This is a genomic window from Ruminococcus flavefaciens ATCC 19208 (assembly GCF_000518765.1).
GTDB classification, from domain to species: domain Bacteria; phylum Bacillota; class Clostridia; order Oscillospirales; family Ruminococcaceae; genus Ruminococcus; species Ruminococcus flavefaciens.
On sequence record NZ_JAEF01000006.1, the window covers coordinates 422,204 to 440,400 of the forward strand.

General features: G+C 39.5%; 21 protein-coding genes and 1 other RNA gene. 6 read left to right on the forward strand and 16 right to left on the reverse strand.

The window, feature by feature from the left end; all coding sequences use genetic code 11:
- Positions 1–2: 2 nt before the first annotated feature.
- The 14 genes from thrC to L870_RS0101945 all read right to left on the reverse strand — a co-directional run bounded on the left by thrC (position 3) and on the right by L870_RS0101945 (position 10,367).
- The gene (thrC, locus tag L870_RS0101880) at positions 3–1,496 is read right to left on the reverse strand and encodes a threonine synthase (RefSeq protein ID WP_028516680.1); all 1,494 of its coding nucleotides are present in this window, start codon (positions 1,494–1,496) and stop codon (positions 3–5) included.
- A gap of 11 nt (positions 1,497–1,507) precedes the next feature.
- Positions 1,508–1,885 (reverse strand): YraN family protein, encoded by a 378-nt coding sequence (locus tag L870_RS0101885; RefSeq protein ID WP_028516681.1) that lies wholly within the window; start codon positions 1,883–1,885, stop codon positions 1,508–1,510.
- Positions 1,872–2,495, reverse strand: a complete 624-nt coding sequence (gene rnhB / locus L870_RS0101890; protein WP_028516682.1) for a ribonuclease HII — start codon at positions 2,493–2,495, stop codon at positions 1,872–1,874. Before rnhB ends, L870_RS0101885 begins: the two co-directional genes overlap by 14 nt.
- Complete coding sequence (ylqF, locus tag L870_RS0101895; protein ID WP_028516683.1) at positions 2,495–3,376, reverse strand: ribosome biogenesis GTPase YlqF; 882 nt, start codon at positions 3,374–3,376, stop codon at positions 2,495–2,497. Before ylqF ends, rnhB begins: the two co-directional genes overlap by 1 nt.
- A 28-nt stretch (positions 3,377–3,404) precedes the next feature.
- Positions 3,405–4,004 carry a signal peptidase I gene (lepB, locus tag L870_RS18220; protein WP_028516684.1) on the reverse strand — a complete coding sequence of 200 codons (600 nt, stop codon included), beginning with the start codon at positions 4,002–4,004 and terminating at the stop codon, positions 3,405–3,407.
- On the reverse strand, positions 4,005–4,769 hold the full coding sequence (lepB, locus tag L870_RS0101905; RefSeq protein ID WP_037270753.1) for a signal peptidase I: 765 nt from the start codon (positions 4,767–4,769) through the stop codon (positions 4,005–4,007).
- A 115-nt stretch (positions 4,770–4,884) separates the two neighbouring features.
- Positions 4,885–5,229 (reverse strand): 50S ribosomal protein L19, encoded by a 345-nt coding sequence (gene rplS / locus L870_RS0101910; protein ID WP_028516686.1) that lies wholly within the window; start codon positions 5,227–5,229, stop codon positions 4,885–4,887.
- A gap of 278 nt (positions 5,230–5,507) precedes the next feature.
- Complete coding sequence (locus L870_RS0101915; RefSeq protein WP_028516687.1) at positions 5,508–6,299, reverse strand: class I SAM-dependent methyltransferase; 792 nt, start codon at positions 6,297–6,299, stop codon at positions 5,508–5,510.
- A gap of 14 nt (positions 6,300–6,313) precedes the next feature.
- Entirely contained in the window at positions 6,314–6,967 is a 654-nt protein-coding gene (locus L870_RS0101920) for a TIGR03936 family radical SAM-associated protein (RefSeq protein WP_028516688.1), read from the reverse strand.
- On the reverse strand, positions 6,964–8,802 hold the full coding sequence (locus tag L870_RS0101925) for a TIGR03960 family B12-binding radical SAM protein (protein WP_028516689.1): 1,839 nt from the start codon (positions 8,800–8,802) through the stop codon (positions 6,964–6,966). The genes L870_RS0101920 and L870_RS0101925 overlap by 4 nt, the downstream gene beginning before the upstream one ends.
- 13 nt (positions 8,803–8,815) lie before the next feature.
- Positions 8,816–9,313: a hypothetical protein gene (locus L870_RS0101930; protein WP_028516690.1), complete on the reverse strand. Its 498-nt coding sequence runs from the start codon at positions 9,311–9,313 to the stop codon at positions 8,816–8,818.
- Complete coding sequence (locus tag L870_RS0101935; RefSeq protein WP_341349452.1) at positions 9,300–9,728, reverse strand: GNAT family N-acetyltransferase; 429 nt, start codon at positions 9,726–9,728, stop codon at positions 9,300–9,302. Before L870_RS0101935 ends, L870_RS0101930 begins: the two co-directional genes overlap by 14 nt.
- Before the next feature lie 38 nt (positions 9,729–9,766).
- A complete protein-coding gene (locus tag L870_RS0101940) occupies positions 9,767–10,159 on the reverse strand; it encodes a cytidine deaminase (RefSeq protein WP_028516692.1) in 393 nt (130 codons plus the stop codon).
- A 4-nt stretch (positions 10,160–10,163) separates the two neighbouring features.
- Positions 10,164–10,367, reverse strand: coding sequence for a DUF896 domain-containing protein (locus L870_RS0101945; protein WP_028516693.1), 204 nt, complete (start codon positions 10,365–10,367; stop codon positions 10,164–10,166).
- 301 nt (positions 10,368–10,668) lie between these two features.
- On the opposite strand from L870_RS0101945, the gene ymfI reads away from it, so the two are divergent.
- From ymfI to L870_RS0101965, 4 genes are all read left to right on the forward strand, one after another.
- Positions 10,669–11,373 (forward strand): elongation factor P 5-aminopentanone reductase, encoded by a 705-nt coding sequence (gene ymfI / locus L870_RS0101950; protein WP_028516694.1) that lies wholly within the window; start codon positions 10,669–10,671, stop codon positions 11,371–11,373.
- 11 nt (positions 11,374–11,384) lie between these two features.
- On the forward strand, positions 11,385–11,972 hold the full coding sequence (locus L870_RS0101955; protein WP_028516695.1) for an HD domain-containing protein: 588 nt from the start codon (positions 11,385–11,387) through the stop codon (positions 11,970–11,972).
- A gap of 180 nt (positions 11,973–12,152) precedes the next feature.
- A complete protein-coding gene (locus L870_RS0101960; protein ID WP_028516696.1) occupies positions 12,153–14,090 on the forward strand; it encodes an LTA synthase family protein in 1,938 nt (645 codons plus the stop codon).
- A gap of 9 nt (positions 14,091–14,099) precedes the next feature.
- Positions 14,100–14,489 (forward strand): thioesterase family protein, encoded by a 390-nt coding sequence (locus L870_RS0101965; protein ID WP_028516697.1) that lies wholly within the window; start codon positions 14,100–14,102, stop codon positions 14,487–14,489.
- Positions 14,490–14,538: 49 nt separating this feature from the next.
- Here the strand turns inward: L870_RS0101965 and L870_RS0101970 are convergent, their stop codons facing one another.
- Positions 14,539–15,948, reverse strand: a complete 1,410-nt coding sequence (locus L870_RS0101970) for a S1C family serine protease (RefSeq protein ID WP_028516698.1) — start codon at positions 15,946–15,948, stop codon at positions 14,539–14,541.
- Between the two features lie 1,035 nt (positions 15,949–16,983).
- On the opposite strand from L870_RS0101970, the gene L870_RS0101975 reads away from it, so the two are divergent.
- Positions 16,984–17,274 (forward strand): DUF1292 domain-containing protein, encoded by a 291-nt coding sequence (locus L870_RS0101975; protein WP_037270757.1) that lies wholly within the window; start codon positions 16,984–16,986, stop codon positions 17,272–17,274.
- Between the two features lie 83 nt (positions 17,275–17,357).
- Positions 17,358–17,542: non-coding RNA, 6S RNA (ssrS, locus tag L870_RS18850), on the forward strand.
- A gap of 150 nt (positions 17,543–17,692) precedes the next feature.
- Here ssrS and nrdG read toward each other — a convergent pair.
- Positions 17,693–18,193: an anaerobic ribonucleoside-triphosphate reductase activating protein gene (gene nrdG / locus L870_RS0101980; RefSeq protein WP_028516700.1), complete on the reverse strand. Its 501-nt coding sequence runs from the start codon at positions 18,191–18,193 to the stop codon at positions 17,693–17,695.
- Positions 18,194–18,197: the final 4 nt, after the last annotated feature.

Sequence of the window (18,197 nt, forward strand, 5' to 3'; positions counted from 1 at the left end):
TATCAGTTGCTCAGTTTTCTGAGCACATAATCCTTCTGTTCAGCCTTATCAATAACGTCGTTGAAACGCTCAGGCTTGTTTTTTAGATCTGCAAGGGCAGAAGGAACAGGAATATTTGAGAGCTCAGCAATCTTAGCTACCTTATCATATTCGTCAATATCTGTTTTCTTGCCCTCAAGAGCTTCAAGTACAGCTGCACTGAACTTGTACGGACTTGCAGTCGAAGCAATAACTGTCTTAGTCTTATCGCCTGTTGTTTCCTTATAATCCTTGTATACCTTGACAGCTACAGCTGTATGTGTATCGCAGGTATAGGAATATTTCTCATAGATAGAATGTATAGTAGCCTTTGTCTGACCATCATCGCAGAAACCTGCGGAAAACTCTTCCTTCAGCTTAGCCTTTACGTCATCATTTACCTCATATCTGCCCTCAGAAGCAAGCTTCCCGAACCATTCTCGGATAATAGCATCGTTCTTGTCAGTCATAAGATAAAGAAGTCTTTCAAGGTTACTTGAGATAAGTATATCCATTGAAGGAGAAACGGTTGCATAGAACTGTCTGTTTCTGTCATAAATACCTGTATTTATAAAGTCAGTAAGAACATTGTTTATATTTGAAGCACAAATAAGCTTGTTTACAGGAATCCCCATATGCTTTGCATAGTATGCTGCAAGTATATTACCAAAGTTACCTGTAGGTACAACAATGTTTATCTTCTCGCCCAGCTCTATCTCTCCGTCTTTAACAAGCTCTGCATAAGCAGAAACATAGTATACTATCTGAGGAACAAGTCTGCCCCAGTTTATTGAGTTGGCACTTGAGAACATCATCCCCCTATCATCAAGAGCCTTCTTCACATCGTCATTTGTAAATATAGCCTTTACGCCGTTCTGACAGTCATCGAAATTGCCTTTTATAGCGCATACTCCGACATTAGAGCCTTCCTGTGTCTTCATCTGACGCTTCTGCATTGGGCTTACGCCGTCCTCAGGATAGAATACAAGGATAGATGTACCTTCAACGTCCTTAAACCCTTCAAGTGCAGCCTTACCTGTATCGCCTGATGTTGCAACAAGTATGACGATCTTCTTATCAAGATTAATCTTTTTGGCTGATGTTGTAAGGAAGTATGGGAGTATCTGGAGAGCCATATCCTTGAAAGCACAGGTAGGCCCGTGCCAGAGCTCAAGCATATATGTTCCATCAAATAAATGAGCGATCTCAGAAATACTTTCGGTCTCAAAATTCTTAATGCTGTATGCGTTATCAGTACAATAATGTATCTCAGCATCAGTAAAATCTGTCAGAAACTTTGAAAATACATAAGCAGCTCTGTCAGCATATTTCATATCACCGACATCTTTTATCTCATCAAGAGTAAGCTGTGGTATGCTCTCAGGAACAAAAAGTCCGCCCTCAGCAGAAATACCCTGAGTAATCGCATCTGCACTCCTAACCTTGACATCGCTGTTTCTTGTGCTGTTATAGAACATATTATCACCCTTTAAAATATGAAATTGTAGCCTGTGGTATCATAGGCATTGGTTATATAATCAATGCTGAGCACTTTTCCGTCCTCGATGATGACTTGTGCGACATCAAATCTCGGCTGAAGGAAATTCGGGTGCTTACAGCAATAATCAGCGGCTGTTTTGATTATCAGCCCACGTTTGCGCTTGTTGACAGCCTCAAAACCTGTTACCATGCTGTCTGGCTTACGTGACTTTACTTCAACAAACGCTATATAATCACCATTTTCTGCGATTATATCAATTTCGCCGCCTTTAATACGGTAATTCCGTACGACGATATTATATCCTCGCTCTTTGAGATAAGTACAAACGCTTTCCTCGCCGAGCTTTCCTATTTCACTTTTCGTCATAAAGCTTTTTCAGGAATGTTTTCCTATGGACATCGGAAATTCCGAATTCTTCAAGCTTCTCATAATGCAGCTTAGTGCCATATCCTTTATGCTGCGAAAAACAGTACTGGGGATACTTTGTATCAAGATCACGCATATAACGGTCTCGTGATACCTTTGCAATTATAGAAGCTGCCGCTATGGAAGCTGAAACAGCATCACCGTGTATCACAAATCTGCTCTGACATTCAAGCTCGGGGAGACGATTGCCGTCAATAAGAGCAAGGTCGGGACGTACTCCCAATCCGCTGACAGCTCTTTTCATTGCAAGCATTGTAGCCTGTAAAATATTGAGCTCGTCTATCTCCTCAACGCTGGCTGTTGCAACACAGTAAGCGTCAGCCTTTTCGATGACTTCATCGTACAGAAGCTCACGGCGTTTTTCGGATATTTTCTTGCTGTCGTTAAGATAGTTTATCAGCACACTGTCATTGAGAATGACTGCTGCCGCATATACATCGCCTGCGAGAGGTCCTCTGCCTGCTTCGTCAACGCCGCAGATTATCGGATACTCTTTGCGAAGCTCGATATCATAATCAAATAATTCCTTATGTAATATAACTCTTGCCATTACAGCTCCTTTTTCCGCGGAGATTCAAGAGTTATCCTGCCAAGCTTGCCGCTTCTGAATTCATCAATAACGGTTATGGCTGCACGCTCGGTATTTATTTCTCCGCCTGTTATCATCATACCGCGCTTTTTTCCGACTTTTTCAAGAAGAGCAAGTCCTGTATCTTCATCAGAACATTCGATTTTATATCGTTCTATCAATGAATCGGGGTAATTCGCGGCAAGATAAGCAAGAAGCTTCATTGCAAGAGTTTCTATATCAAGGATATCGTCGCTTATTGCACCTGTAAAGGCAAGTCTGACGGCAACGTCCTGATCTTCAAATTTAGGCCATAAAACACCGGGCATGTCGAGAAGCTCTGTATTGTTATCAAGCTTTACCCATTGCTTTGTGCGTGTTACACCCGGTCTGTCCTCGACCTTAGCACGCTTTGAACCGGCCAGCTTATTGATGAGTGAGGATTTGCCTACATTCGGTATACCCACTATCATAAGTCTTACAGCAGCTCCTGTCATACCATTTTTAGCTCTTTTGTCCATGAGCTCTTTTAAAACAGTATTTTTTATTGCAGGAAGTATGGACTTCAAGCCCTTTCCCGACTTGCAGTCAACTGCAAGAGCTTCGCTTCCGTTCTGTCTGAAATAATTAATCCACTGCTGAGTGGTGCGTTCATCAGCAAGGTCACTTTTGTTAAGCAGTACAAGCCTTGGCTTGTTTTTTGTCATATGATCCATTTCAGGATTTCGGCTGCTCATAGGAGCTCGTGCATCGACTATTTCAACAACAGCGTCAACAAGCGAAAGATTAGCCGCTATAAGACGTCTTGTTTTAGCCATATGTCCCGGAAACCACTGGATCTGCTTCATATCACTGTTATCCACAAATGCCTCCTGTAAACATCTTATACTTTTACTTAACTCTGCCTATTTTCCCGACGGGTGCGATACGGAGCACTACTTTTCCTACAACATCTTCCACGGATACAAGACCAATATCAGAGGAACGGCTGTCAAGAGAGTTTCGTCTGTTATCTCCCATTACAAACAGATAGCCTTTCGGCACGGTAAAAGGATATTTCCCTGTGAAAGCACCTTCATCGGAATGAGTCAAACCGTTCGTATAATCCTCTCTCAGCTCTTTACCGTCAACAAATACTTTTCCTATGTCAAAGTCGATATCAATGCTTTGCCCTTCGGAAGCTATTACACGTTTGATGATAATTGCTTTTTGTACATCTTTACTATAAACATCGCCGCTGTCAGTGAAAAGCCTTGCTTTGTCAACATCAGCAATGATTATATCACCATGAGAATACTTAAAAAATGGCATTATTTCAATTACAAGTGCGTCCCCTTTGATAAGAGTCGATTCCATTGAATCGCCTTTTACAATATATATTTTGAAACAATATGTAAAAATCATTGACACAACAAATAAAGTAATAAGAAGAGTTTCAAAAAAATCTCCTGCTTTTTTGAGCAAGACAGAATATACTTTATTTTTCTTCATTTAGAAAAGCAGGAACTTGAATTCCTTTAACGGTGAATATTTGCAAATTGCTTTACCATAAATCTGATTTTTCTTGATAAAACCTACATCTGCATAACGGCTGTCTGCCGAAGCGCGTCTGTTATCACCCATTACGAAATAATATCCTTCAGGGACAGTTATCGGAAATTCAAATGCATCTCCTGCATCAACAACAGAATCTTTTATATAAGGTTCATCAAGAATTTTACCATCAACAATTACCTGTTCTTTATCGGTATCTATCGTAATTGTCTGACCAGGCTCTGCAATAACTCTTTTTATAAGGCATTCTTTTAAGTATGAGTTTGTGATATCACGTTCTTTTACGTTATCATTCTCATCGAGCAGATAAGATTTGTTATTATCTATTACTATAATATCTCCATAATGAGGTCCTGTGTAAAGAGTAGTCATAAATATTCTATTAGTATCAAACAAGGTATCATTCATAGAGTGCCCGTTAACAACTACAGGATGAAGCAGATACGTAAACATCATAATAACAACAAAGACAGTTATCAGCGTTGACTCAATTATTTCTATTATGTCATCAACCAATTGGTTTTCTTTTTTTGTTGTTTCGCTATCATCTTCTTCGTCCTCATTCTCCTCAAGGAATTTTTCTGTGAGTTTTTCGATTCCTTCAGTTACTTCCTCTACAGTCTCAACAGCTTCCTCGTTAGTTTCAGCCATATTGTTTTCTGCGTTGTCATTTTGCAAATTTTTATTTAATTCATCAGTCATAATACTGCCTCCAGACTATAAAATATTAATATGTAGCAAAAAAGGGACTTTAAGTCCCTCAAGGAAAGAAGATGAGTCAGCCGAAGCGAGTCGGCTGAACTCAGTCTGCAACCTGTTAGCGGATCTGTTCCTTAACCTTAGCAGCCTTACCAACTCTGTCTCTGAGGTAGTAGAGCTTAGCTCTGCGAACTTTACCGTATCTTACGACCTCTACCTTGTCAACAACAGGAGAGTGAAGTGGGAATACTCTTTCAATACCGCAGCCGTGAGCTACACGTCTAACAGTGAAAGTTTCGCTGATTCCACCATGCTTCTTTGCAATTACAGTACCCTCGAAGACCTGGATACGGCTCTTATCGCCTTCCTTGATCTGAACGTGAACCTTTACGGTATCACCTACGTTGAACTGTGGAACATTTTCCTTCATGCTTGACTCGCTGATTAACTTGAGTGCATCCATTTTATTTTCCTCCTAAAATTTCCGAACATTCTTACCTGTCCCGCAATAACCGTTCAGCATTCGGTGTATGCAGGAATAATATAATAAATTAGGTGTACATAGTACACAGGCTCAGAAAATGAGCATCAGGCAGCGGACTATCCGATTTAATGTCTTTCGGCATTAACCCTCATTCGGACATCAAAGATACCCGAACGGATTTCAAATGCTTTTATATCATACCACACTTTGACAAAAAAAGCAAGTGTTTTTTGTGCAAAAATATATATTTAATATATTTACTTCTTTCTGAGTATCACTATTGCCGCATGATGAAGTATCTCAAGATCATCCGAAGGCGTTTTTTCGAGCATTTCCATGTGTTCTTTTTCCCATGCGGCTATCTCTTCTTCATTCATTGAAGCACCTACTCCACGACACGCTTTCATTCTGCCGCTCCAGCTTTCACGGGTAAATGGTACTATAAGATCATAATCCTCGTCATATTCAACATCAAAATATTCATTTGCGATCTCTGGAACAAATACAGGCTTGCGAGTATAACCTCCGCCAGTCCACTTTGGATTATATTTCAGAACCAGTTTTTCGCTTTCCCCTGCAAGCTTGTCATCATCAGGAAGCCATGCCATAAAAAGAATGACAAGTCTGCCGCCTTTTTTCAGAAGCTTCGCAAGCTTAGGGATAACTTTATCATAATCGAAGTAAAAAAAACACTGGCAAGCGGTGATAACATCAAAGCTCTCGTCGGGGAAGTCAAGGTCTTCTGCCGCCGAGACAACAAAATCAATTTTCATGCCATTTGCTTCGGCAAGCGATTTAGCCTGAGCTATCTGATTTTCGGATATGTCCGAACCTGTCCACTCAGCTCCGTATTTGTACATATTCCGCGGCACAACGCCTGTTCCCGTACCGATGTCGAGAACCTTCTGTCCCTTGACACAAATTCCTCTTTCTGCGACTTTTCCGAAGAAAACAGGCGGATAAATATCGCGGAATTTAGCATAATCGGAAGATGTGCGTCCCCAGTCGAAGGCTTTGCCTCCGTCTATATCATTCTTAAAAATATCCATTTTATATCCTATTCTTAGTCAAATACCGAATTATCAGCACATAATATAGCTATTCTTCGTATGTTTTTAGGTTCAAAGGCAATATCTGTAGCTTTTTTTAAAGCTTCAATAAAAAGCGTAGGATTGTAATTGGTCTGCGTACCTGCGGGCAGATACATTGAAACATTAACTGAATTATCACCCTTTTCACAAGAAAGGATCTCCATATCGGGCTTGATATCAACAGTTTTTATGCCTTTCTTGGTTTTCTTTTCGATCAGTATCTCAGGGCTCGCAATAAGCTCCTGCACAGTAGCAAAAAGTCTGTCTGTTTCATCAGATACAAGAGAAAAGCTGTACTCAGCCTTTGCAATAGCAGTTATCTTCTGCTTCTGCTCTGCGACCTTGACAATGCGCATACCTTCGGGCATTACTGCGTTGAGCTTGTCCCTTATCTCGTCAAAAGGCAGCTCCTCATTGAGATTGAAGTCAAGTATCTCGCAGCTGCTCTCAAATCCAAGAGAAAGTGCCAGCGCAAAGCTGTAATATGGGTGAGGATTAAAGCCCTCAGTGTACCATATCGGCAGTCGTGAGCGTCTGAAAGTCCTGAGCATACAACGGTTAAGGTCAAGGTGGGAAATGTATTTTGCGCGTCCGCATTTTTCAAACGTAGCTCTTACACGAATCAAAAACATTCCCTCCCCACTTTTTTATTTACACCGCAGCCCGAACATCTCAGGCGGCAGTTAGGCGTAGTTTTCGACTGATGAGCCGTTTTGTTCTCGCGGATAAGGAATTCTTTTGAAACAAGATAGTCCAGATGATCCCACGAGAGTATCTCATCATACTCAAAACGCCTGTTAGCGTAAAATGATGTATCTATACCGCACTCCTTAAAGGCTTCCATCCATTTGTCAAAGTGAAAATATTCTTCCCAGCTGTCAAACTTACATCCCATTTTCCATGCAGTATAGACTGCCTTGCAAAGCCTTCTGTCACCTTTGGCAAGTATTACCTCAAGCATACTTACGTCAGGATTGTGATAGCTGACCTTGACTTTTTTCGTCTTTACGGAGTCAAGGAGAAGTTTCTGCTTATGCTCTATCATCTCACGGGTATCCTGCGGCTCGAACTGGAACGGAGTAAAGGGCTTTGGGACAAATGTTGCGCAGCTTATGGATATCTGAACTCCCCTGCCCTTAGGACGGTTCTCAATACTGTAGAAAAGGTCGATTATACGGTTTGCAAGCTCTGCAATACCGACGATATCCTCGTCTGTTTCCGTCGGAAGTCCCATCATAAAATAGAGTTTTACCGATGAATAGCCGCCCTCGAATGCGATACGGCAGGTATTCATTATCTCTTCCTCGCTGACGTTCTTGTTTATAACATCGCGGAGACGCTGTGTACCGCCTTCTGCGGCAAATGTAAGACCACTTTTACGAACTCTTTTTATTTTTTCAAGCAGAGATTCCGAAAAGTTATCAACTCTCAGAGATGGCAAGGAAAGGTTTATCTTTTCACTTACGGTATAATCAAGAAGCTTTGTCAGCATAGGATCGATCTCCGAATGGTCACTTGTACTCAATGAAGCCAGTGATACTTCATCGTAGCCCGTGTTCTCACAAAGGCACTTCGTTTGATCTACGACTGTATCTGCGTGTTTCTCACGGAATGGGCGATATATAAATCCTGCCTGACAGAATCTGCATCCGCGTATACAGCCTCTCAGCACCTCTACAGACGCACGGTCCTGTACTATCTCGGTAAAAGGTACTACAAAATTCTTCGGGTAATATGAGCTGTCCATATCCCTGATTATACGCTTCCTTATGACCTCAGGTGCGCCCTCGGATGCGTTCAGTTTTTCGATAGTACCGTCAGATTTATAGGTGAAGCTGTAGAACTGAGGCACATATACTCCCTCTATCTGTGCTGCTTTTCTGAGAAAGTCCATTCTTGAAGCGCCCTGCTTCTTCATCTCGGCATAGAGATCCATAAGTTCAAGGTTGACTTCCTCACCCTCACCGAGAACAAATATATCAAAGAAATCTGCAAGTGGTTCTGGATTGCACACACAAGGACCGCCCGCAATAACTATCTGTGTGAGCTCAGCTGTCCTGTCCTTAGCAAATACAGGGATCCCCGCAAGGTCGAGCATATTGATGACGTTGGTGTATGAAAGCTCATACTGCATTGTAAACCCGATAAAATCAAAATCTTTTATAGGATCAAGGCTTTCAAGAGCATATAACGGGATATCATTTTCACGCATTACAGCCTCGAAATCCTCGCCAGGTGCAAAGCAACGTTCGCACCAGTAATTTTCACGCTCATTTGTGAGCGAATACAGTATCTTCATGCCCAGATGTGACATTCCGATATCATATGTATCAGGAAAGCAAAAGGCAAATCTCACGTCTATCTTTGATTTATCCTTTATAATGCTTCCGACCTCGCCTCCGATGTATCTCGACGGCTTCTGCACCTCAAGAAGGTGTTTTTCAATCTTATCTTTAAGCATACTGCCTCCGCTATCAATAACGCTTATCATCAGGTATCAGCGACATAAAGCTAACGTGCTCACCTCTCCAGCCAATGGGAACAAAATTCTCGAAATTCTCAGGTCTCGGGAACTGTGAATACATAGTATTACTGTCGAAATCAATGAACATGGAAGCTTCATAATCGATCTTCTTGTCATCATGGGCTACCATTCTGAGCAGTCTGAGTTCATCGGAAGAATACCTGCATTTAAACAGATGTGCAAGGAAATGGCTTGCAGTAAAACCGTCAAGCACTTCTATTCCCCAGCGCTTATCGCAGAACTGCTCATAAGTGCCGATATCCTTTTCAAGCTGATCCTGTGTCCTGCCGCTTTTCTTATAAGCAGCCTCCCACACGGAATAAAGCTTTTTATAGTCCATTTTCCAGAGATTTTTCGGAGCTACATACCATTCAAAATGCTTCTTGAACATTACTCCGACTATTATATTTTCCCCGTATTTCGGTAAGACCTTATCAATCTGTTCCATAATTCCCGGAAAGCTCCTTTTCAAAACATATCATATCACACAACCTGACACCTGACTCAATTATCGGGTGATCGTAGTTATCAATGAAAAAATTTTTGATAACACCGCATTTTCTGAAACCACAGCTTTCATAAAAAGGTACTGTCAGGGGGCTGTCTCCTGTTCCGACAGTAAGCTTTTTAAAAGCTTCTGAAAACTTATCTTCAATAAAGCAAATAAGCTTTTTACCTATACCCTGACGCTGGTAACGCTCCGCAACAGAGATATTCTTTAGTTCAAGGACAAAATCGCTCTCATCTGTCACTATGCACACAGCACAGACATTATCATCGTTCTTCACAACGAAAAGTCTGCCTCTGTCAAGGTACTTATATATCATTTCTCTCTGTTCATCACCGAGCAGAAGCAGATACATGTATTCTTCCTTATGTTCAGTGACTTCGGATATATACATCATTTCATGCTTTCCTCACCGAAACGTTTCGGAAGAAAATCCGAAAGCCTGTATTCACCGTCAGCCAGAACTATTACAAGATCATCTCCGCAGAACTCACTGAGCACCTGCAAACAAGCTCCGCAGGGATAACATGGCTTTGAAAAATCTCTGTCACTGCTTCCTGCTATGGCAATAGCCGAAAAACTTGTATATCCTTCAGATACCGCCTTAAATATAGCTGTACGCTCGGCACAGTTAGTAAGTGAAAAAGACGCGTTCTCAATATTACATCCTTTGAAAATAACACCATCAGTTGTGAGCAAAGCTGCACCAACTGAGAACCCCGAATATTTTGAATAAGACATTTCAGCCGCTTTTACTGCCTGTGCCAGAAGTTCCCTATGATCCATAATATCACCTGTTTCTGCCTACCTTACGCTTTTTGCCGTCAGGAGTCAATATGTATGTATTATCAAGCTGAGCAGCAAGATTTCCCGTAACAGCTCTTCTGTACTCGTTGCGAAGTTCAGTCTGTTCAGCCTTTTCAGCTTCTGTAAGTCCTTCGCTTTTGGACTTTCTTGCAAGCTCATTTATACGATCTATTTTTTTCTGATCCAAATTAAACACTCCTATATAAATATATATTTATTGTAACATTATTTCCTTACAATTTCAAGTATATTGACATTATTTAAAAAGAATAAACGAGAATAAAGCTTTGTCAGTACAGAATACTCAGTAGATCACCGCAAATACCAGAAAAACAAAAAAGGTACTAAATTAAAAATCATACCATTATATACTATCATATCGAACTATAAATGTCAATATTTTTATTATAATAACATTCTACAAAGCCTTTGATTTATTTTTATTTATGTGTTATAATAAAAAAGTATTATTTTTATAGGAGGCTACTATGAAAACAGCTCTTGTAACAGGCGGCGCAGGTGGTATAGGTGAAGCTATCTGCCGCAGACTGGCTGCCGACGGTTATTATGTATACATCAATTACAACAATTCAAAGGAAAAATCGGAAGAGCTTGCTTCCGAGATAAACGGACAGGCTGTTCATTTTGATATTTCAAACAATGATTTAGTGAAAGATACTATTAAAACAATCGGACACATCGATCTGCTTATTAACAATGCAGGTGTATCCGAAATAGACCTTTTTACATCTATAAATCAGGAAAAAACCGAAAGAATACTCAATATCAATCTGAAAGGGACTCTGAACTGCGCAAGAGCCGTACTTCCCTCAATGATAAATAAAAAAAGCGGAAATATAATAAATATCTCCTCAATGTGGGGACAATGCGGCGCTTCATGCGAAGTTGACTACTCTGCGTCCAAGGCAGGCGTAATAGGTTTTACAAAGGCACTTGCCAAAGAAGTCGCCCCCTCAGGCATACGTGTTAACTGCATAGCTCCGGGATTTATTATGACAGAGATGAACAGTAGATTTTCTGAGGAAGATCTTAAACTGATACGCGATGATATCCCGCTCGGCATATTCGGCAAACCTAAACATATCGCCGATGCAGCTGCATTTCTTGCTTCTGATCAGGCAGAGTATATCACAGGTCAGATATTAGCTGTAAATGGCGGAATGGTTATTTAGGAGGAAATGATATGAAAGACAGACTAAAAAAGCAGGTTGAATTCATGCTTGAGCTCGATAAAATGAAAAATCTTTATCGTCAGACCTATGTGCTGCACGAGGACAGAAAGGAAAACGATGCGGAACACAGCTGGCATCTTGCAATATTAGCATTTCTTCTCGCTGAATATTCAAACGAAAAAATTGATGTTTCTCACGTTATGAAAATGGTACTTTTACATGATGTCGTAGAAATAGATGCAGGCGATACATATTGTTATGATAATGAAGGCTACAAATCAAAAGCAGAACGCGAGGAAAAGGCTGCACAGCGTATCTTCGGACTTCTTCCCGAAGATCAGAAAAATGAATTCTACACTCTGTGGCGTGAATTTGAGGACTCTGAAACAGCCGATGCCCGTTTTGCTGCAATGCTTGACAGAATACAGCCTCTTTTGCTCAATTATACCAAAGACGGAATTTCATGGAAGGAGCACGGGATACACAAAGAACAGGTGTTAAACCGTAATACAGACTATTTCTCAGAGTCGGACGAACTTGCTGAACTGATAAAGTATATCATTTACGATGCAGCGGAAAAAGGTTGGTTGAAGTCGTAAATTGACAAAATGCACAATTTTTATTACATTCCGCAGTACACTATTACCAAACCGCTGAATTTCGTGAATAAATGATGACAATTTACCGTAAAACTTGAACTTTTGCCTGTATTATGCTATATTAGTAGTGTTAAATAATGAACAGAGATATAACTATATTATATAGAAGGATGATGACTAATGGCAAAAAAAACAATAAACAGTGCTCTTGATTCTGCCGTAAAGACTGAAAAAGCACTTATAAATGATGTAAAGGATCCTATAGAAGCAGCAATTTCACCTGCTGAAGAAAAAAAGCCGCGTTTTCCAAAATTAAAAAAGTTTAATGAGAAGCGAGAAAAGAATTCTGTTAAATACAGTAAATTAAACACCTTTATTATGATCATTTTCCCGATCTTTATTTGCTGTATGGCTGAAATAACGCAGTCAAAATATATCTCTTCTTTCGTAAATCTCGTTACCGACAGACCGACAGTTTTTTTATTTGATCTTATTATTACTGCGATGTTCTTCGTTTTCCTGTTAGGAATCTTTAAAAAAGGCTGGCTGACTATCCTTATTCAAAGTTTCATATATATGGCGCTAAGTACCACTGAACTTTTTAAGTACGGAACAAACGGAAATCACCTTATACTTTCGGATATGAAGCTTGTCAGAAGCGTAAAAAGTCTTACTTCTTTTGCATATATAAAAATAACTCCTCGGCTTATTCTATATTATGTAATTGCTGTTGCTTTTATTTACCTTGCATTTTATCTGAATCCTAAAATAAAAGCTTCACCTATACGCAGAGTGACTATGTGCTGTGCTTGTTTGCTGCCTATGTCTGCATTAATAGTTCTGCCATCGTTCTACAAGCCGGTATATAATGCATTCAAGCTTGACACGACTGACGCTACAAACGCATTCAAGCTTAACGAGAAATTCGACAAGAATCATTTCCTTGCATTTCTTGTACAGACAGCATCTGAAAGCTATGCCAACCGTCTTGTAGTACCGGAGACATACAGCGAAGAATATATAAATCAGATAACTGATATCCCTGTTGATACCTATGAGGACTTCAATGGAGGCCAAAAGCCTAATGTAATCGTTATAATGAGTGAATCCTATGCTGATTTCCGCGTATTTAACGAACTCAAGGTCGATGATAATTATTACAAATATTTTGACAGAGCGATTTCTGAAGGCAAGGGCGGTATCGCAATAACACCTACATATGCAAGCTGGACAGTACGTTCGGAATTCGAGCTTCTTTTCGGTCTGCCTGTAAGAGGAATAAACACTCCGAATATGCCTCAGCGTGAGCTTGCAGACCGCGAACAGCCTGCACTTGCTCAATATTACAAGAGCTGGGGATATAATACAGTATATGTTCATCCGTTCCAGAGTAATTTTTACAGCAGAGCAAAGATATACGGTCACTTTGGATTTGAAAAAATGGTATATCATGACGATCAGGATGCTACGACTGACTTCAATGTTCCTGTAGACCACTTTGGTACATATGTTGATGACTCCACTGTTTTTGATCAGATATTGTATGAGATAAAGGATTCTGACAAGCCAATCTATCTCCATACAACAACAATGCAGAATCACCAGCCATACGATCAGGGTGAAGATCCAAATAATGAATTTGTAAACTATCTTACATGGATACAGCATACCAATGAAGGACTTCACAGTTTCCTTGCAGAGTTAAAAAAGATAGACGAGCCTACTCTTGTATTCTTTGTCGGAGATCATTTCCCATCACTGAGAGGCGAAACAAGTGTTTATAATCAGCTTGGTCTGACAGGTGAAAACTGTTCTCCTCTTTATCAGCAAAAGTATTTTTTCTGGAGCAATTACAATGCTGATTTCTCATATGTTCCCGAAAATGAATTCTCATTCTTCTATGTACCATATATTATACTGAATATCATTGATGCTCCACATGATGCATTTATTGAAAAGATGAACGGGTATATGAAAACACTGCCTGTTTATTCGACCGAGTATAATGATGAAATACCGCGAAATGAAGAGCTTGACATTTTAACTATGGACAGAGTTGTTCTTGAAGAATTTTCACCATCACCTATCCCCGATGATGAGTTATCTACCCACGATTAAGGAGTCAGTATGAAAGAATTGATCAAAGGAATTACAGGCACATCAGAGCTTACTGTATCTGAAAAGGAACTTGCAGTAAATGTCGGAAGCGGAAGCCTTGAGGTGCTTGCCACACCTGTTATGATAATGCTTATGGAAAAAGCAGCCTGCGCTTGCATTTCTGAATTTCTCGAAGGCGACGAAACAACTGTCGGCACGGAAATTAATGTTAAACACATATCTGCTACTCCGAAAAACATGAAAGTCTGCGCTGAAGCTGAGCTTCTTGAAATCAACGGACGTGAGCTTATCTTTTCCGTTAAGGCTTACGATGAAGCCGGTGATATAGGAGAAGGTATTCATAAAAGGTTTCTTGTTTACAGTGAGAAATTTACCGCAAAAGCTAATTCAAAACTATAACAAAAAGCTTCCGATATAATCGGAAGCTTTTTTCATATAAAAATATAACTCATGTTTCTTGTCTTGCATTTTCGCGTATGTTCTTCTGTTCCTGAAGTGTTACCTTAATCTTTATATTCTTGTCTTCGCGGTATACTGTAAGAGAGATTACATCGCCTGCTTTATAATTATTCTTTACTTCATTGAGTTCCTTATCGGTTGTAATGGTTTCTCCTTCAATATCAATTATTATATCACCGACTCTGAGTCCTGCAAGATCAGCTGCACTGCCGTCCTGTACCGCACGTACAAGGACTCCCATTGGAATATTATAAAAACGAGCCTGTATTTCATCAATATCTGATGTATTGATACCTATCTGAGGTCTGCCTGTAACATACTTATAATTGATAAGATCGTCAATTATATCTTTGGCTTCCTTCATAGGAATAGCAAAGCACAGACCTTCAATACTTGCAGAATTACTGCTGTAGCTTGATGACATTTTAGCAGAGTTGATACCAATGACCTGTCCGCAGCTGTTAAGAAGAGGTCCGCCTGAATTACCGCTGTTGATAGCAGCGTCTGTCTGAATTAAGTTCATCTTTTTTTCGTTTATATTGATCTTTCTGTTGAGAGCAGAAACAATACCGCTTGTAACAGTTCCGAAAAGATCAAATCCAAGTGGATTACCGACTGCAAGCACCAGTTCCCCTACTCTGAGTTCATCACTGTCACCAAGAACAGCGGGTTTAAGTCCCTTTACATCTACCTTTAATACAGCTATATCAGTATCCAGATCATAAGCCACTATATTCGCCTCATGTTCTGATTCATCGCTGAACAGAACCGATACCTCCTGTGCTTCACCTGCGTTATACTGCGTATCATATACAACATGAGAATTTGTAACAATATATCCATCATCAGATATTATAAAACCGGTCCCGGTAGATGTAGCCTGACGTGTTATAGGCTGTGTGTTCCAGCCCCACATACTGTATGACTGCTGCTGTTCAAATTCAAACGAAGAAGCAACTCCGACAACAGAAGGCATTATTGAATCGACAATATCTGGGATAGGCTTTGCATCAGAGCGTGAAGCGAGCTCTATAAGACTCGGAAGCTCTTCTTTGTCTTTGTCATTTACAACCGCTTCTTTTGAAACAGTATTTGCTGATGTATCGCCTGATAGCTCAACAAGTTCGTCTCTTGTGTTGCCAAGAAATTTGTATATCTGAACTGTTCCTGCACCTAAAATAATAACAGCAAGTATTGCAGCAGTGCCTTTCATAAGAACATGTATATTTTTCTTACACTTCTTTTTTGAAATTTCAGAAGTATTAGAATATGAGCCTGCATCAAATCTCGCTTCGCTGCTTTTATGAACATCTATATCATCAACACTGCTGTCATGAGAATAATTATCATTATTTAACAAATCATCTGAATTCTGATTATTGTTATAATTATCTGACATATTGTTCATCCTTCCCATACTTATTCATTATATTCTATTATAAGCATTTTTGTGATAAATATATGATAGCATATGGAAAAATAGTTTTTTTCAAAAAATATATAATAAGTATATAAACTAAATTTATTTTTTTATCATTGTATAAAAACATACCATTCTTCAGAACATCTTACAAACAGATGAAAAAATAAAAGCCCCGACATTACATCGGGGCTGTCATTATTCTATTTTATTTTTAAGCGACTTTCATCACTTGGCTAAATTACCCTTTGGACTCACCCTTTCGGATCAGATTTTTAATGTGTACCTATTTTTCATACGCACATCATTCCTTTAATAAAAGTAATCAAGCAATGTTAGAATTTCTCCATTGGAATCACCTATAAATTGTATTTTTTCGGTATCGCTTCATCCGATCCGAATATTATGCAATTTTATTAAGTAATAACCTATTTTCTCATTGGACTCGTCCTTTACTAAAAGATTTTTCGCAATATATCTAAAGACTCATTGTCGAAATTTCAGATAATCTGTATTCAAACTGAGTTTAGACATGAAGCCGTTTAAAACAGCATTACGTTAGCCTTGTAAATGGAACTTAAAGCATTTTTGAACTTTACATCAATGGAACAAGCTTTTCAGCCTACATTCCCTTTTAATCAGTTCCTTCTACTCAGCAAGCCCGCCGGCTTCACGCTGCTGTTTAACGTTTCTTCCATCGGACTCACTCTCCCTTCCGCGTATAATCATTTACATTGAGACTCACGTCTCAGTCCAAGTAAATTCAGCTCGGAGTTTCCTTTCGGTATCTCCTTTTCCTTGACTATATAATACCACACTATATGTAAAATGTCAATAGAATTCCTTTAACTTTTGGGCATAATTAGTGCAAATCAGCGTATAATACAAATCGAATCTCCTTTTATTGTGCATTTTTACCTTTGTTATTATATTAATATTTCCTCTTGATTTTTCGGACAAAATAGTGTATAATATGTTTATCAAAAGGCAAATATGCCAGAATGGAGAATTATCATGTCCGAAATGAACGAATACACTCCCGATCTTTTTGAACTCATCGACGAAGAAGGAAATAAAAAACAATTTGAGCTTTTTGACGCTGCTGAAATCAATGGTGAGCAGTATTATGCTATGCTTCCTGCGATTGAAGATGATGATTTCCTTAATTCCGATTGCGAACTCGTTATATTAAAATCTATTGAGGAAGACGGAGAAGAGATCCTTGCATCTATTGATGATGATGACGAATTTGAATCGGTTTCTTCATTTTTTCTTGAACGTTTACAATCTACGCTTGAAGAATAAAATATTCATATTTTAATAATTTTACATAAAAAATACTCTTGATTTTTTGAATTCTTTGTGATATAATATATATAAGAAAAGAAAAATTTCTGCCTTGTTCGGGTAATTATAGTTTTTATAATCCAACACATAATCATAGGGAATTCGACTCCGTATGTGGACTGCAGACCTCCCGCTCAGCGGACGAAGGGAGCGAGAAGCATAAGGGCGTTTACCCACCTGCTTCGTGCGGGTTTTATGCACTATATGACGGCAAGGCGGATTTTTATTACATTTTCTAATATTTAAGCCCGAAAGCTTTTGCTTTCGGGCTTTTTTATGTGCCTCTAAACACGTAACAAAGTGTGGTGAAGTAAATAAAATAATACCTCTGAACGTATATCAGAGGTATTATTACTTTTTTAATGCTGTTAAATCATTATGGCTCTGCCTGTATAGCACGGCCTTCTGTAAGACTTTTACTGCAGTCAATATATCTTTGATTTGAACTTCCGCGGAACTTTATCTCCCAATCCTTCTGAGCAAGGATAAACGGTCCGTCGATCAGATAATCCGTAACCGAAAGGAGTTCGTTCCAGTGGTTTTTATCACGGTTTTTGTAAAGATGCTCAAACGTGTAGCCCGTATATGTTATAATATTCATTCCCAGCTTCTTTATCTCCGTTCCAAGCACTGCAAGAGCTTCCGCCTGACAGAAAGGCTCACCGCCGCTGAATGTCACACCGTCTAAAAGTGGATTGGCCTTAATCTTTTCAAGCAGTTCTTCAGTAGTCGTTACAGTTCCGCCGTCAAAATCATGAGTCTGAGGATTGTGGCAGCCTTCACAGTTATGAGGACAGCCTTGTACAAAAACAGAAAATCTTATTCCCGGACCGTCTACTATTGAGTCATTAACAGTTCCGGCAATCCTGATATTCATTTAT

Coding starts and splice junctions, on each gene's coding strand:
- thrC (WP_028516680.1), bottom strand. CDS start 1,496: ATGTTCTATAACAGCACAAGAAACAGCGATGTCAAGGTTAGGAGTGCA.
- L870_RS0101885 (WP_028516681.1), bottom strand. CDS start 1,885: ATGACGAAAAGTGAAATAGGAAAGCTCGGCGAGGAAAGCGTTTGTACT.
- rnhB (WP_028516682.1), bottom strand. CDS start 2,495: ATGGCAAGAGTTATATTACATAAGGAATTATTTGATTATGATATCGAG.
- lepB (WP_028516684.1), bottom strand. CDS start 4,004: ATGAAGAAAAATAAAGTATATTCTGTCTTGCTCAAAAAAGCAGGAGAT.
- lepB (WP_037270753.1), bottom strand. CDS start 4,769: ATGACTGATGAATTAAATAAAAATTTGCAAAATGACAACGCAGAAAAC.
- rplS (WP_028516686.1), bottom strand. CDS start 5,229: ATGGATGCACTCAAGTTAATCAGCGAGTCAAGCATGAAGGAAAATGTT.
- L870_RS0101915 (WP_028516687.1), bottom strand. CDS start 6,299: ATGGATATTTTTAAGAATGATATAGACGGAGGCAAAGCCTTCGACTGG.
- L870_RS0101925 (WP_028516689.1), bottom strand. CDS start 8,802: ATGCTTAAAGATAAGATTGAAAAACACCTTCTTGAGGTGCAGAAGCCG.
- L870_RS0101930 (WP_028516690.1), bottom strand. CDS start 9,313: ATGGAACAGATTGATAAGGTCTTACCGAAATACGGGGAAAATATAATA.
- L870_RS0101935 (WP_341349452.1), bottom strand. CDS start 9,728: ATGTATCTGCTTCTGCTCGGTGATGAACAGAGAGAAATGATATATAAG.
- L870_RS0101940 (WP_028516692.1), bottom strand. CDS start 10,159: ATGGATCATAGGGAACTTCTGGCACAGGCAGTAAAAGCGGCTGAAATG.
- ymfI (WP_028516694.1), top strand. CDS start 10,669: ATGAAAACAGCTCTTGTAACAGGCGGCGCAGGTGGTATAGGTGAAGCT.
- L870_RS0101955 (WP_028516695.1), top strand. CDS start 11,385: ATGAAAGACAGACTAAAAAAGCAGGTTGAATTCATGCTTGAGCTCGAT.
- L870_RS0101960 (WP_028516696.1), top strand. CDS start 12,153: ATGGCAAAAAAAACAATAAACAGTGCTCTTGATTCTGCCGTAAAGACT.
- L870_RS0101965 (WP_028516697.1), top strand. CDS start 14,100: ATGAAAGAATTGATCAAAGGAATTACAGGCACATCAGAGCTTACTGTA.
- L870_RS0101970 (WP_028516698.1), bottom strand. CDS start 15,948: ATGTCAGATAATTATAACAATAATCAGAATTCAGATGATTTGTTAAAT.
- L870_RS0101975 (WP_037270757.1), top strand. CDS start 16,984: ATGTCCGAAATGAACGAATACACTCCCGATCTTTTTGAACTCATCGAC.
- nrdG (WP_028516700.1), bottom strand. CDS start 18,193: ATGAATATCAGGATTGCCGGAACTGTTAATGACTCAATAGTAGACGGT.